Origin of the sequence: Mycobacterium gastri, assembly GCF_002102175.1 — a bacterium.
Lineage (GTDB): Bacteria > Actinomycetota > Actinomycetes > Mycobacteriales > Mycobacteriaceae > Mycobacterium > Mycobacterium gastri.
This window is the reverse complement of the sequence record NZ_LQOX01000006.1, coordinates 80,886-93,973: the sequence shown is the minus strand read 5'-3', so window position 1 is coordinate 93,973 and position 13,088 is coordinate 80,886. Positions and strand designations below refer to the sequence as shown.

Annotated in this window: 11 protein-coding genes and 1 pseudogene; 7 read left to right on the top strand and 5 right to left on the bottom strand. The window is 66.0% G+C overall.

Annotated features, from left to right (window positions below):
* Positions 1 to 191 precede the first annotated feature (191 nt).
* Positions 192 to 704, top strand: coding sequence for a hypothetical protein (locus AWC07_RS01310; RefSeq protein WP_051508015.1), 513 nt, complete (start codon positions 192 to 194; stop codon positions 702 to 704).
* Between the two features lie 8 nt (positions 705 to 712).
* Here AWC07_RS01310 and AWC07_RS01305 read toward each other — a convergent pair whose 3' ends face one another.
* Entirely contained in the window at positions 713 to 1,525 is an 813-nt protein-coding gene (locus AWC07_RS01305; RefSeq protein ID WP_036414139.1) for an SDR family NAD(P)-dependent oxidoreductase, read from the bottom strand.
* A gap of 112 nt (positions 1,526 to 1,637) precedes the next feature.
* On the opposite strand from AWC07_RS01305, the gene AWC07_RS01300 reads away from it, so the two are divergent.
* The 3 genes from AWC07_RS01300 to AWC07_RS01290 are packed head-to-tail and all read left to right on the top strand — an operon-like array spanning position 1,638 to position 4,581.
* On the top strand, positions 1,638 to 2,414 hold the full coding sequence (locus AWC07_RS01300; protein ID WP_036414103.1) for a crotonase/enoyl-CoA hydratase family protein: 777 nt from the start codon (positions 1,638 to 1,640) through the stop codon (positions 2,412 to 2,414).
* The gene (locus AWC07_RS01295; RefSeq protein WP_036414141.1) at positions 2,414 to 3,553 is read left to right on the top strand and encodes an acyl-CoA dehydrogenase family protein; all 1,140 of its coding nucleotides are present in this window, start codon (positions 2,414 to 2,416) and stop codon (positions 3,551 to 3,553) included. Before AWC07_RS01300 ends, AWC07_RS01295 begins: the two co-directional genes overlap by 1 nt.
* Positions 3,550 to 4,581: an acyl-CoA dehydrogenase family protein gene (locus tag AWC07_RS01290; RefSeq protein WP_036414105.1), complete on the top strand. Its 1,032-nt coding sequence runs from the start codon at positions 3,550 to 3,552 to the stop codon at positions 4,579 to 4,581. Before AWC07_RS01295 ends, AWC07_RS01290 begins: the two co-directional genes overlap by 4 nt.
* Before the next feature lie 63 nt (positions 4,582 to 4,644).
* Here AWC07_RS01290 and AWC07_RS01285 read toward each other — a convergent pair whose 3' ends face one another.
* Positions 4,645 to 5,406, bottom strand: a complete 762-nt coding sequence (locus AWC07_RS01285; protein WP_208622333.1) for an SDR family oxidoreductase — start codon at positions 5,404 to 5,406, stop codon at positions 4,645 to 4,647.
* 150 nt (positions 5,407 to 5,556) lie between these two features.
* Positions 5,557 to 7,719: a glycogen debranching protein GlgX gene (gene glgX, locus AWC07_RS01280; RefSeq protein ID WP_036414110.1), complete on the bottom strand. Its 2,163-nt coding sequence runs from the start codon at positions 7,717 to 7,719 to the stop codon at positions 5,557 to 5,559.
* 278 nt (positions 7,720 to 7,997) lie between these two features.
* Between glgX and AWC07_RS01275 the strand changes: the two are divergent.
* From AWC07_RS01275 to AWC07_RS01265, 3 genes and pseudogenes are all read left to right on the top strand, one after another.
* Positions 7,998 to 8,279 (top strand): annotated as a pseudogene (locus AWC07_RS01275) (alkane 1-monooxygenase); the annotation flags it as partial.
* A 97-nt stretch (positions 8,280 to 8,376) separates the two neighbouring features.
* On the top strand, positions 8,377 to 8,991 hold the full coding sequence (locus AWC07_RS01270; protein WP_244187398.1) for a TetR/AcrR family transcriptional regulator: 615 nt from the start codon (positions 8,377 to 8,379) through the stop codon (positions 8,989 to 8,991).
* Between the two features lie 47 nt (positions 8,992 to 9,038).
* Positions 9,039 to 10,010, top strand: coding sequence for an aldo/keto reductase (locus AWC07_RS01265; RefSeq protein WP_036414117.1), 972 nt, complete (start codon positions 9,039 to 9,041; stop codon positions 10,008 to 10,010).
* Here AWC07_RS01265 and htpG read toward each other — a convergent pair whose 3' ends face one another.
* Both htpG and AWC07_RS01255 read right to left on the bottom strand, forming a co-directional pair.
* Complete coding sequence (gene htpG, locus AWC07_RS01260) at positions 10,011 to 11,954, bottom strand: molecular chaperone HtpG (RefSeq protein WP_036414119.1); 1,944 nt, start codon at positions 11,952 to 11,954, stop codon at positions 10,011 to 10,013.
* 32 nt (positions 11,955 to 11,986) lie between these two features.
* Positions 11,987 to 13,003, bottom strand: a complete 1,017-nt coding sequence (locus tag AWC07_RS01255; protein WP_036414122.1) for a TIGR03617 family F420-dependent LLM class oxidoreductase — start codon at positions 13,001 to 13,003, stop codon at positions 11,987 to 11,989.
* Positions 13,004 to 13,088: the final 85 nt, after the last annotated feature.

The following is a 13,088-nucleotide window of genomic DNA, read 5'->3' as shown; positions in this document are numbered from 1 at the left end:
CGAGTTCACCAGCTCGACGTTGTCCCTGCTAGGGCCGTAATGCCCGGCTGCGGCGGGTCCTTGGCCACCGGCACCGGGCCTGGCCGGGCCGATGTCGACGTATCCGTGATCTCAAGCCCGGTGGTGCGTACAATCACCCGCCGATAGGTCTAGCCGTATACCCACCGCGAGACGAGCACCGAAGGAGTCCGATGCGGACAATCGGGTTGCTGGCCGTTCTCGCGCTGAGTTGGCCGGGGATCGCGGCATGCGCGTCGCAGCAGCAGGCGCCGCCGCGCGCGTCGGCCTCGAGTTCGACGTCGACGACCGTCAGCACGACCACTGCGAGCACCACCCAACCCGGTACCTCGGCGCCGACTCCCACCACCACCGCACCGTGCGTGGGGTTGTCGATCTGTCCACCGCCGCCGCCGGACGCCGAGGGCAATCCCGCGTGTTTCTATTCCGACGGCTGGCAGGCGACGTCGTCCGGGGCCGGCATCGAGGTGTGGTATTTCCATGAGCCGCAAAACATGTCGACACCCGACAAGGTCACCGCGGTGGTGCGCAAGAAAGACGGCACCACCGAGTCCCAGGAAGCCGATATCCAAGCGGGACAACAAGTACACCGCTTCGAGTTTGCGACCATCAACCAATCTGCGGTCGCAGAGGTATTTTTCGACACCAGCACCGGCCGCTGTTTCGTCATCGGGCCGGGCAGCTGACAATCACGTCAGCCTGTCTGCACATCGCGCCGCGAGGCACCGAGGAGTTTCTCCATCAGCCGGTACCCGCCGAGGACTATCGCGGCACGATCGGGTCCACTGCCGCGGTGCACCGCCGCGGCGTTGTCTCCGGCGATGAATACCGGGCCGCTTGCCAAGTTCGCCAACCCCTCGCGCGCCGCGTCGGCGGGTTCGGCGACCGAAATCCCCGGCACGTCGAAGTTCAGTCCGGCTCGCTGCATGGCCGGCGTGCGGGTCACCCCCAGCACCAGCTCGAGAACATCAACCCCGTAGTCGCGCAGTTCCAGCCACAGGCTCTCGGCGAACAGCCGACTGAACGCCTTGACGCCGGTGTACACCGACTGCCGCATCGAACCGTACGTGGCCGCGGTCGAACCGACCAACAAGATGCCGCCGCGACGCCGAACCCGCATCGGAGCCCCGAAGTGGTGTACCAGTTCGAGCATTCGGGACACGTTGAGGTCGACGACTCGGCCGACGTCGCTGAGGTCGGCGTCGAGGAACTTCTGCCGGCAGGTGTTGGCGCCGGCGTTGTAGATCAGCAGCCCAACCTCCAGGTCGGCCGTTTCCGCGCTGATGCGCCAAATCGATTCGGGGTCAAGAAGATCCACGGCGATCGTGCCCACTTGCACACCGAGCTCCCGACACCTGTCAGCGGTGTCGGCCAACGGCCCCGGCTTGCGCGCGATCAGCACCAGGTTGAACCCGTCACGGGCCAACTGCTGAGCGAACTCCGCTCCTACGCCCTCCGAACCTCCGGCGATCACCGCCCACGGGCCGTACTTCGCGACGTCGGGCATGGTTCCTCCTCCGCGCTGCAAGCCAGCATCACGTGGCATCGGCGAAAGCCGCCAGGTCCATTCGGACACCGCGAGCAGGTTCGCACCAGACCGAGTCCCTACAGTTTCGGTCATGAGCACCGTCTTGGACATTGCCACCAACGGACCGATCCGGATCTGGACGATCAATCTGCCCGACGTCGGGAACGCGATCACCGGCAAGGATTTCATCACCGCATTCGAGGCCGCCGTCGACGACGCCAACGCCGACACCGGCAGCTGCGCGGTCATTCTGACCGGGACGGGCAAAATCTTCTCCGCGGGTGGCAACGTCAAGGAGATGGCCAACCGGGACGGGATGTTCGGGTTGGACGCACTCGACCAGCGGCACGCCTATATCGACGGCATCCAGCGGATCCCGCGGGCTTTGACCCGGCTCGAGGTTCCGTTGATCGGGGCGATCAACGGGCCGGCCATCGGCGCCGGCTGCGACCTGGCGATGATGTGCGACATCCGGGTCGCCTCGGAGCGTGCCTGGTTCGCCGAAAGCTTCGTCCAGCTCGGGCTGATCCCCGGCGACGGCGGCACCTGGTTTCTGCAGCGGATCGTCGGCTACGAACGCGCCGCGGAGATGACGTTCACCGGCGACCGGGTGGACGCCGCGACCGCCCTGCAGTGGGGCATGGTGAGCCGCGTGGTGCCGCACGACGAACTGCTGACCGAAGCACAGGCGCTGGCCGAACGCATCAGCAAGAATCCCGCCCACGCATTGCGGATGGCCAAGCGTCTGCTGCAGGAGTCGCGGACCGGTTCGCTGGAGTCGACGCTGGGGCTGGCCGCGGCCATGCAACCGCTGGCCCATCGCGACCCCGAGCACCAGCACCGCATCGCCAAGTGGAAGACGCGCTGATGGCAGCGCCCAGGTTGGTGCCGCCCGCCGTCGTCGACCCATCGGTGACCGACGCGTTGCGCGCCGAGGTCCGCGCGTTTCTCGCCGAGCAACAGGCCGCCGGTGCGTTCACCCCGTCCGTCGATGCCTGGCTGACGCAGTGGGACGAGGAGTTCACCGCCGCGCTGGCAGCACGCGGCTGGCTGGGCATGACCGTGCCCGTGGAATACGGCGGCCACGGACGCTCGTTTGTGGAGCGGTTCGTCGTCACCGAAGAACTGCTGGCAGCCGGTGCTCCCGTCGCCGCGCACTGGATCGCGGACCGCCAGATCGTGCCGTCGCTGCTCAAATACGGCACCGAATCGCAGAAATCCCATTTCCTGCCCCGGATTGTGCGTGGCGAGTGCTTTTTCGGCATCGGCATGAGCGAACCGGACTCCGGCTCCGATTTGGCCAGTGTGCGCACCCGGGCCGACCGTGTCGTGGACGGGTGGTCGCTGTCGGGCACCAAGGTCTGGACGTCGGGCGCCCACCGCGCACATGCATTCATCGTGCTCGCCCGCACCGCACCAGTGGATCGAGCCGACCGGCATGCCGGGCTCAGTCAGTTCATCGTCGACCTGCGCGGGACCGGCGTGGAGATCCGTCCGATCATCTCGATGAACGGCGACCACCACTTCAACGAGGTCATCCTCGACGAAGCGTTCGTGCCCGACGAGATGGTGTTCGGCGAAATCGGCAACGGTTGGCAGCAGGTGACGTCCGAACTGAGCTTCGAGCGCAGCGGGCCCGAACGCTTCCTGTCGACCTTCGTATTGCTGGCGTCGACCACCGAATGCATGGCCACGCAAGGTATTTCCCACGATGCCGAGCTGGGGCGGCTGGTGGCGCGGACTGCCGGTCTGCACCAGATGTCGGCCGCCGTGGCCGGAGCGTTGCAGCGCCATGATCAAGCCGACATCCCCGCGGCGGTGGTCAAGGTGCTCGGTACCACCACCGAAGGTGACATCGCCGACTTCGCCGACCGGCACGCAGGCGGTGATTCGCACTACGCCGATCTGGTGTCGCATGCGATCGACCAGCGTCCGGGATTCACGCTGCGCGGCGGAACCAACGAGGTGTTGCGGGGTGTCATCGCGCGGGGGCTGGGGCTGCGATGACAGGCACCGTCGACCCAACCGGCGCCGTCGACCCCGCCCTGGCCGAGATGATGGACGCCGTCTTCGCCGACTACCGCGAATCCCATCCAGGGGGCGTGACGCGTGACGCGGCACTGTGGAGACGCCTCGACGATCTTGGCCTGGTGCGGCTCACCGGTTCCGAAGAGTCCGGCGGCAGCGGGGCCGGCTGGTACGAAGCGGCCGAGCTGCTTGCCGCGGCGGTTCGCCATGCGGTGCGAATTCCGTTGGCCGAACACGATTTGTTGGCGTGCTGGCTGCTGCAGGCCAACCAGATGCCCGCCGACAGCACCGTGCGAACGGTGTGTCTGCTCGACGACCGGGGCGTGGCCGACGACGTACCCTGGGCCAGCAGCGCCGACCGGATCGTGGTGGTCTGGCACACCGGCCCCGAATACCAGCTGGCCGACGTGGCGGCTGAATCGCTCATTATCACCTCTGGCACCAACCTGATCGGTGAACCGCGCGACACGGTATCGGCGGATACCGGCGTGCTGTGCGGGCTTCCCGTCGCCGGGCAAGTGGTGGCGACGCTAATGTTGAAGTCCGCGCTGGTGCGCGCCATCCAGGTATGTGCGGCACTGGACCGGATTGTGCGGCTGTCCATCGAGCATGCGACATCACGGTTCCAATTCGGCCGGCCGCTGTCGAAATTCCAGGTGATCCAGCACCTGATCGCCGACATCGCCGCCGAGGCCGCCCTGGCCCGGGCCGCGACCGAGGCCGCGCTCACCGCGGCGGTTCGCAGCGACTGGTCCGCGCCGAACCTGGATTTCCTTGTCGCCGTTGCGCGTTCGTGTGCGGGTCAGGCTTGTTCGGTCGTGGTGCGCAATGCCCACCAGGTCCATGGCGCGATGGGGACCACGCGCGAACACCGCCTGCACGAGTACACCCGCGCGGCACTGGCGTGGCGCTCGGAGTTCGGTTCGGTCCACTACTGGGACGAGCAGGTCACCCATGCGGCACTGGAAGCGGGGTCAGCTGGGCTCTGGAGCCTGATAACCGGGTGACGCCAGATTGCGCCGCAGCGATTTTTCGCCGAGCGTAACGCTCGCTTTCCGCGTCAGGGCGGGTCAACCGCCGTCGAGAACCGGTCCGCCGGCAGCCGATGCGCCCCTGGCGACCACGATCGGCATCGACGTTGCGGCGTCGGTGGCCAGGATGGTGTGCACCACATTGACCAGGTCCGCGACCGGCATCAACTTGCCGGGCATGGCGCCTGCGGACAGCCACAGTGGATAGGCCTTCCTGGCAAGATCGCTGTCCCAGCCGATGTTCATTCCGGTCCGCGCATCGCCGTCGCCGCCCGCGCACTCGCCGACGATCAGGCAGGTAAACCCGATATCCGGATGTTCGGCTCGCCACGCCTCGACCAGCCGTTCGAGGGCCGCCTTGCTGACCCCGTACGCGCCGAGGCCGGGCCACGGCGGTGTGTAACCACCCGTGTCGGATGACAGGTAGACCGCCTTGCCCGACACGGCGGCCAAGTGTGGCACCGCTGCCGCGGTCGCCACGGCCGCGCCGATGACGTTGGTGTCGAAGACTCGCCGCCAGGTGTCGGCATCGGTATCGACCAGGCGGACCAATGGGCTGATCGCCGGGGCGTAGACGAGGTTGTCGATTCCGCCGAGCGCCTCGGCGGCCGCGGCGATGGCCGATCGGCACGACGACTCCTCGGTGACGTCGCATTCCAGGGCGATGGCACCGGGCCCGGCCTCGGTGGCCGCGACCTGGGTTCGCTCGAGCCGCCGCGCGAGCAGCGCGACGTCGTCGCCGCGCTGCGCAAGTCCGACGCCGATGCAGCGCCCCAAGCCGCTCGAGGCGCCGATGACCACCGTTTTCGACATATCCGCCTCCTACCCCGAGCGCCAGGTGCGACGAGACCCGCCAGAGCCACAGCGTATCGGTTCACCGAAACTGCGTTATTGCAGACAAAGTACGAGTACGGGCCTGCAAAACTACAGTCTCGGCGAGACGGCCGGCCGCTACTGCCCGGCCATGTCTGCGACAGCGGCCTGCAGCACCACCGCGCTGCGCGCATCGACGGTGAGCGTTGCCGCGGCGGGCAATTCGTCACAGGGCGCCAGCTGCCGGGCACCGGTGTAGATCACGGTGCGCCACCTCTCGCCGAACTTCGCCGGCGGCAGCCGGAATTCGATCGGCTCGTAGTGGGCGTTGAAACACAGGATGAACGAGTCGTCGAGCACCCGCTGACCCCGTAGATCGCGGTCTGGAATGCCGTGGCCGTTGAGGAACACCGCGATGGATTTCGCGAAACTCGCGCCCCAGTCCTCGTCGGTCATCTCCGACCCGTCGGCGGCAAACCAGGCGATGTCGGGCAAACCGTTGTGGCCGCGACGGCCCACCGGCTTGCCGCTGAAGAACCGGCGCCTGCGAAACACCGGGTGGTTGGCGCGCAGCGCCGACACCGCGCGAGTGAAATCCAGCAGGCCGGTGTCGGCCTTTGCCCAATTGATCCAGGTGATTTCGTTGTCCTGGCAGTAGCCGTTGTTGTTCCCGTTCTGGGTACGTCCGAGTTCGTCGCCGTGGCAGATCATCGGCACGCCCTGGGACAGCAGCAAGGTAGTGAGGAAGTTGCGCTGCTGGCGATCGCGCAGCTCGTTGATGCCGGGGTCGTCGGTCGGCCCCTCCGCGCCGCAGTTCCACGACCGGTTGTAGCTCTCGCCGTCGTTGTTGTCCTCGCCGTTGGCCTCGTTGTGCTTGTCGTTGTAGGACACCAGGTCGCGCAGCGTGAACCCGTCGTGCGCGGTGGCGAAGTTGATCGAGGCGACCGGCCGGCGCGCGGTGTGCTCGTAGAGATCGGCCGATCCGGACAGTCGGTAGGCGAACTCGTCGAGGGTGGCGGGCTCACCGCGCCAGAAGTCGCGGACCGTGTCGCGGTACTTTCCGTTCCACTCCGTCCACTGCGGCGGGAAATTGCCCACCTGGTAGCCGCCGGGCCCGACGTCCCACGGCTCGGCGATGAGTTTGACCTGACTGACCGTCGGATCCTGTTGCACAAGTTCGAAAAACGTTGCCAGCCGGTCGACTTCGTAGAACTCCCGGGCCAGCGTCGCGGCCAGGTCGAAGCGGAAGCCGTCGACGCGCATCTCGGTCACCCAGTAGCGCAACGAATCCATGACCAGCTGCAGCGAGTGCGGATGACCGACGTTGAGGCTGTTGCCCGTGCCGGTGTGGTCCAGGTAGTAGCGCCTGTCGCCGTCGACCAGCCGGTAGTAGGCAGCGTTGTCGATGCCGCGCATCGACAGCGTCGGGCCCAGGTGGTTGCCCTCGGCGGTGTGGTTGTAGACCACATCGAGGATGACCTCGATGCCCGCCTCGTGCAGGGCGCGCACCATCGCCTTGAACTCCTGAACCTGCCCGCCTGCCGAGGTAGCGCTGGAGTACTTCGGGTCGGGCGCAAAGAACGAGATGGTGTTGTAGCCCCAGTAATTCGAGAGGCCCTTGTCGACCAGCGTGGAGTCGTTGGCGAAGTGGTGCACCGGCATCAGCTCGATTGCGGTGACACCGATGCCGGTGAGGTGGTCGATGATCGCCGGGTGCGCCACCGCGGCGTAGGTGCCGCGTAGGTGTTCCGGGATGTCCGGGTGAGTTTTCGTCAAGCCTTTGACGTGAGCCTCGTAGATGACCGTGTCGGCATAGTGGTGATTCGGCGGGCGGTCGGTGCCCCAGTCGAAGTACGGATTGATCACGACGGCCTTGGGCATACTGGCCGCCGAGTCGTCGTCGTTGCGGCTCTCCGGGTCACCGAAGGTGTAGCCGAACAGCGACTGGTTCCAGTCGAAAATGCCGTCGATGGCCTTCGAATACGGGTCCAGCAGCAACTTGTTCGGGTTGCACCGGTGGCCGGCGCGGGGGTCGTAGGGACCGTGGACCCGATACCCGTAGCACTGGCCGGGTTGGATGGTCGGCAGGTAAGCGTGCCAGACAAAGGCGTCGACCTCGGGCAGGGTGATCCGGGTCTCGGTGCCGTGGCCGCCGAACAGGCACAGCTCGACCCGCTCGGCGACCTCGCTGAACAGCGCGAAATTGGTCCCCGCCCCGTCGAATGTCGCGCCCAGCGGGTAGGCCCGGCCGGGCCAGACATCGAGAGTGCGCGTGGGGGCAACGGCGGGAGCGCTGGTCATGGCGCAACTGATACCCCGTCGGCGCCGCGGTCAAACCCGGCCCGCGCAATTCCCGTCGGCTTGGGTTGACGCCAACCGTATGAAACATCCTGCAGAGTAATCGATTTCGCGACGCAGCACCGCAATTTGGGCGTCAGCGCGCACGTCACTGCGGGCTAACAGGCGGCGGCCAGCCCGATTGAACAAATCCGATGATTTATCTATCAATTGAACAAATAGTATGATATGTTCAACCCGCCACGCCACGTTCGGCCCCGCCGCCAGGCGGTGACCTAGGTGACTCCGACCACATCGTCACCAACATCTTCCTCTACCACCTGCAGCGGCACAGCGATCATCACGCCAACCCCCTGCGCCGCTATCAGACGCTGCGCAGCATGGCCGGTGCCCCCAACCTGCCCAGCGGGTATGCCACCCTGATCACCCTGACCTACCTTCCCCCGCTGTGGCGAAAGGTGATGGACCACCGCGTAATCGAGCACTACGGCGGTGACCTCACCAAGGTGAACATCGATCCGCGCAAGCGCGATAAAGTCCTGGCCCGCTACGGAACCCGGTGATGGCCGCCGGCATGCCCGGGGTCCGCCCGCGGGTACCGAACCCGGCCCCGCGGGCACGACGCCGAAAGCACGGTCGATGCGCACTAATCTCAGCCACATGGTCGAGACCGAGCCGTCGCGAAACCGCAACCCGTATCAGAGCACCGCGTTGAGCCTGATGCACAACGGGGTGCTCGACGCGCTGCACGGCTTGCTGCTCCAACGGAAGTGGTCGTCGATCACAATGGCCGACGTGGCATCGGCGGCCGGCGTCAGCCGTGGCACCATCTACAACGAGTTCCAGTCACGACGCGGCCTGGCGCGTAGCTATGCCCTACGGCTGACGGACACCATCGTCACCGGAATGCGAACGGCCATCGACGAACACCACGGCGACGGCTACGGTGCCACGCGGACGGTCTTTCGCGACTTCTTCGACCGCGTCGACCACGATCCCCTGGTCCAGGTGTTGCGAACCGAGGACGCGCCCAACGACATTCTCCGGTTGATCACCGTCGAGAGCCAGTTTCTGGTCGACCATGCCTCGAGCCAGCTGTCGCAGACCTTCCAGCACAGCTGGGTCAACGCCGACGAATGCGACGCGGCCGTGATGGGTCAGGCCGTGGTCCGGGCCGCACTGAGCTTTCTCGCGCTGCCCCCGGCCGACGCCGACGAAGCCGCGACGGGCATGGCGCGCCTGCTCACGCCGTTCGTCGAATCGATCGGTACGTAGCAGCCGGGGGGTGTCGGTGTCGGTATGCGCTCACTACGGTGTGTGACATGAAATATCTCGACGTCGACGGAATCGGAAAAGTCAGCCGCATCGGGCTGGGAACCTGGCAGTTCGGTTCGCGCGAATGGGGATACGGAGACCGTTACGCCTCCGGCGCGGCCGGCGACATCGTGCAGCGCGCCCTCGGCCTGGGCGTCACGCTGTTCGACACCGCCGAGGTCTACGGCCTCGGCAAAAGCGAACGGATTCTCGGCGAAGCACTCGGCGACCGCCGCGACAAGGTTGCGGTGGCCAGCAAGATCTTCCCGGTCGCACCGTTACCCGCCGTCGTCAAGCAGCGCGCGCAAGCCAGCGCCCGGCGGCTGCAGCTCGACCGCATCCCGCTCTACCAGGTTCACCAACCCAATCCGGTGGTCCCCGATTCGGTGATCATGCCCGGAATGCGCGAGCTCCTCGACAGCGGCAAGATCGGCGCGGCCGGCGTGTCCAACTACTCGCTGACCCGATGGCGAAAAGCCGACGCCGCGCTCGGCCGCCCGGTCATCAGCAACCAGGTGCACTTCTCCCTTGCCCACCCGGGCGCGCTCGACGACCTGGTTCCGTTCGCCGAGCGGGAGAACCGCGTCGTCATCGCCTACAGCCCGCTGGCGCAGGGGCTACTGGGCGGCAAGTACGGCGTGGACAACCGGCCGGGCGGCGTTCGTGCCGTCAACCCGCTGTTCGGCACGGAAAATCTGCGCCGCATCGAGCCGCTGCTGCAGACGCTTCGCACGGTTGCCGCGGAGGTCAACGCCAAGCCGGCCCAGGTGGCGCTGGCCTGGCTGATCAGCCTGCCGGGAGTGGTGGCGATTCCCGGGGCATCCAGCGTCGAACAGCTCGAATTCAACGTTGCCGCAGCCGATATCGAGCTCCCCGCGCAGTCCCGTGAAGCACTCACCAAGGCGGCCAGGGCATTTCGTCCAACGTCGACGAGGCAGTTCCTCACCGACACGGTCCGCGAAAAGCTGAGCCGTCGCTAGCTATATCGTGCGCGTGAGCCGGCTGGCCAGCAGCTCCGCGAACCGCGCCGGATCCTCCGGTGTCCCGCCTTCGGCCAAAAGTGCTGTGCCGTAAAGCAATTCCGCGGTCTCCGGCAACGAGAGATCGTCACTGCGGTCTTGGTGTGCTTGACGCAGGCCGGTCACCAGCGGATGGTTGGGATTGAGCTCCAAGATTCGCTTGCCGACCGGAACTTCCTGCCCCGAAGCCCGGTAGATGCGGGCCAGCGCCGGGGTGATCCCGAAGGCGTCGGTGATCAAGCAGGCCGGCGACTCGGTCAGCCGCGTCGACAACCGCACTTCCTTGACGTGCTCACTCAAGGTCTCCTTCAGCCAGGCGAGCAGGCCGGCGAACTCCTTCTGCTGCTCCTCGCGCTCGGCCTCGCTCTGGTCCTCGGCGGAGTCCAGGTCCACCTCACCCTTGGCAACCGATTGCAGCGGCTTGCCGTCGAACTCGCTCGCCACCCCGACCCACACTTCGTCGACCGGGTCGGTGAGCAGCAGCACCTCGTAGCCCTTGGCTTTGAACGCCTCGAGATGCGGGGACTTGAGGATCTGCTGACGCGACTCCCCGGTGGCGTAGAAGATCTGCTCCTGGCCCTCCTTCATGCGCGACACGTACTCGGCCAGCGTGGTGGCTTCCTCCTCGCTGTGGGTCGAGCCGAAGGAGGATATCTGCAGCAGCGTTTCCCGGTTGTCGAAGTCCGACAGCAGGCCCTCCTTGACGACCTTGCCGAACTGAGTCCAAAAGGTGCGATAGTCCTCCGCCCGGTCGGTCTGCAGATCTTTGATGGTGGCCAGCACCTTCTTGGTCAGGCGGCGACGGATGGCCTTGATCTGGCGATCCTGCTGCAGGATTTCCCTGGACACATTGAGCGACATGTCCTGTGCGTCGACCACACCCTTGACGAAGCGCAGGTATTCCGGCATGAGCTGGTCACAGTCGCCCATGATGAACACACGCTTGACGTAGAGCTGGATTCCGATGCTGGCATCCCGATTGAACAGGTCGAACGGGGCGTGCTTGGGGATGAACAGCAGGGCCTGATACTCGAAGGTGCCCTCGGCCTTCATCGCGATGACTTCCAGCGGGTCGTCCCAGGCGTGGGCGATGTGCTTGTAGAACTCCTGGTACTCCTCGGCGGAGACCTCTTCTTTGGGCCTGGCCCACAGCGCCTTCATGGAGTTGAGGGTCTCGGTTTCGACGGTGACGGTTTCTTCGCCGCCTTCTTCGTCGGCGGCGGGCGGGGTGCGCTTCTCGACCTCCATCCGGATCGGCCAGGCGATGAAGTCGGAGTATTTCTTGACCAGGCTCCTGATCTTCCACTCCGAGGTGTAGTCGTACAGATCGTTCTCGGCGTCTTCGGGCTTGAGGTGCAGCGTGACCGACGTTCCCTGCGGAGCCCCGGCGGATGATGCGTCGACGGATTCGATGGTGTAGGTGCCGTCGCCGCTGGATTCCCACCGGGTGGCCTCGCTCTCGCCGGCCTTGCGGGTGAGCAGCTCGACTTTGTCGGCCACCATGAAGGACGAGTAGAAGCCGATGCCGAACTGACCGATCAGCTCCTCAGATGCGAGCGCGTCCTTGGCCTCGCGCAACTGTGCCCGCAACTCGGCGGTACCCGACTTGGCCAGCGTGCCGATCAGGTCCACGACCTCGGCGCGCGTCATACCGATGCCGTTGTCGCGAACTGTCAGAGTCCTGGCGCCTTTGTCCACCTCGATCTGGATGTGCAGATCGGAGGTGTCAACCTCCAGGTCCTTGTTGCGCAGTGCCTCCAGACGCAGCTTGTCCAACGCATCGGAAGCATTGGAAATCAACTCCCGCAGGAAGGAATCCTTGTTGGAGTACACCGAATGGACCATCAGATCCAGCAGTTGCCGGGCCTCCGCCTGAAACTCCAGCTGCTCGACATGCGCGTTCATGACATTCCTTTCGACGAGATCGCGTCTCGAATTTAGCGAGCCGCCAGCCGGCGTGCTACCTCGCCGTAGCGTTCGAAACGCTCCCGATCGCCTCGGGCGTTGTAGAAGACGAGGCGGTCGGTGATTGCGGCGTACTTGTCGACCAGCGCGTCCGCCAACCCGTCCCAGGTCGACTCCGTGGCGAAGACGGCAATGTGCTCATCGGTGATCTGGCCGGCCATGCCGGCGAAGTCACCGGCCTTCTGTCTTTCCCGGATCCGGGCGGTCGTGCCCTCGAATCCGGCCTCGTCCAAGATGAACGCATAGTTGGGTGTGCTGGCGTAGAAGGCGATGCTGGCTCGCACAGCTTCTCGCTCCTTGTCACGCTCTTCGTCGCTATCGCCGACGATCGTCAGCACGGGCACGATCACCGCGATGTCCGACGACGCCCGCCCCGCTTTTGCCGCGCCCTGGGCGAGGTTGGGCACAACGTGGCGGGCGATGTAGCCAGGCTCGCCAATCGGATGGACGTGTACGCCGTCGGCCACTTCGCCCGCCATCCGCAGCATCCACGGATTTACCGCCGAGATATCGACTTCGGGGTCGGGGGCGTCGATGGGGCCCGGGCTCCACTGCGGCGTGATGAAGTCGAGGTCATAGAACTCGCCGTGGTGATCGAGCGTCCCGGTGCGGAAAGCGGCGAAACACGCCTTGACGGCCAGCACGTAGTCGCGCAACCGCGGCCCGGGCCGGTCGAAAGCCGTCCCGTAGCGGTGCACGACGTGACGGCGCACCTGGGTGCCCAGGCCCAGCCGAAATCTGCCGCCGGTAGCGTCCTGAAGCTCCCACGCGGTGGCCGCCGTGACGAAGGGGCTCCGCGGAAAGGCCACCGCGACGCCGGTGGACAAGTCGAGGCCCGAAGCCGCCTGCGAGGCCACGGCAGCACTGAGATAGGCGGTGCGGCCCGCCTCGGTGAACACCAGACCGGAGAATCCGGCCGCCTGGGCCTGCCGGGCCACCTCACCGATCTTGCCCAACGGCTCGGGAAACGTCATCGCGTCGATATGCATGGCGGGAGCCTACGTGCACGGTCTGCGGCACGGCCGCATCCGCATCGTCATCGGCTGCCGATCGACGGGCCGGGGTTGGATCGAC

Bases quoted from the DNA above. Each gene is read 5' to 3' on its own strand.
- AWC07_RS01310 (WP_051508015.1), top strand. From the start codon at position 192: ATGCGGACAATCGGGTTGCTGGCCGTTCTCGCGCTGAGTTGGCCGGGG.
- AWC07_RS01305 (WP_036414139.1), bottom strand. From the start codon at position 1,525: ATGCCCGACGTCGCGAAGTACGGCCCGTGGGCGGTGATCGCCGGAGGT.
- AWC07_RS01300 (WP_036414103.1), top strand. From the start codon at position 1,638: ATGAGCACCGTCTTGGACATTGCCACCAACGGACCGATCCGGATCTGG.
- AWC07_RS01295 (WP_036414141.1), top strand. From the start codon at position 2,414: ATGGCAGCGCCCAGGTTGGTGCCGCCCGCCGTCGTCGACCCATCGGTG.
- AWC07_RS01290 (WP_036414105.1), top strand. From the start codon at position 3,550: ATGACAGGCACCGTCGACCCAACCGGCGCCGTCGACCCCGCCCTGGCC.
- glgX (WP_036414110.1), bottom strand. From the start codon at position 7,719: ATGACCAGCGCTCCCGCCGTTGCCCCCACGCGCACTCTCGATGTCTGG.
- AWC07_RS01270 (WP_244187398.1), top strand. From the start codon at position 8,377: ATGGTCGAGACCGAGCCGTCGCGAAACCGCAACCCGTATCAGAGCACC.
- AWC07_RS01265 (WP_036414117.1), top strand. From the start codon at position 9,039: ATGAAATATCTCGACGTCGACGGAATCGGAAAAGTCAGCCGCATCGGG.
- htpG (WP_036414119.1), bottom strand. From the start codon at position 11,954: ATGAACGCGCATGTCGAGCAGCTGGAGTTTCAGGCGGAGGCCCGGCAA.
- AWC07_RS01255 (WP_036414122.1), bottom strand. From the start codon at position 13,003: ATGCATATCGACGCGATGACGTTTCCCGAGCCGTTGGGCAAGATCGGT.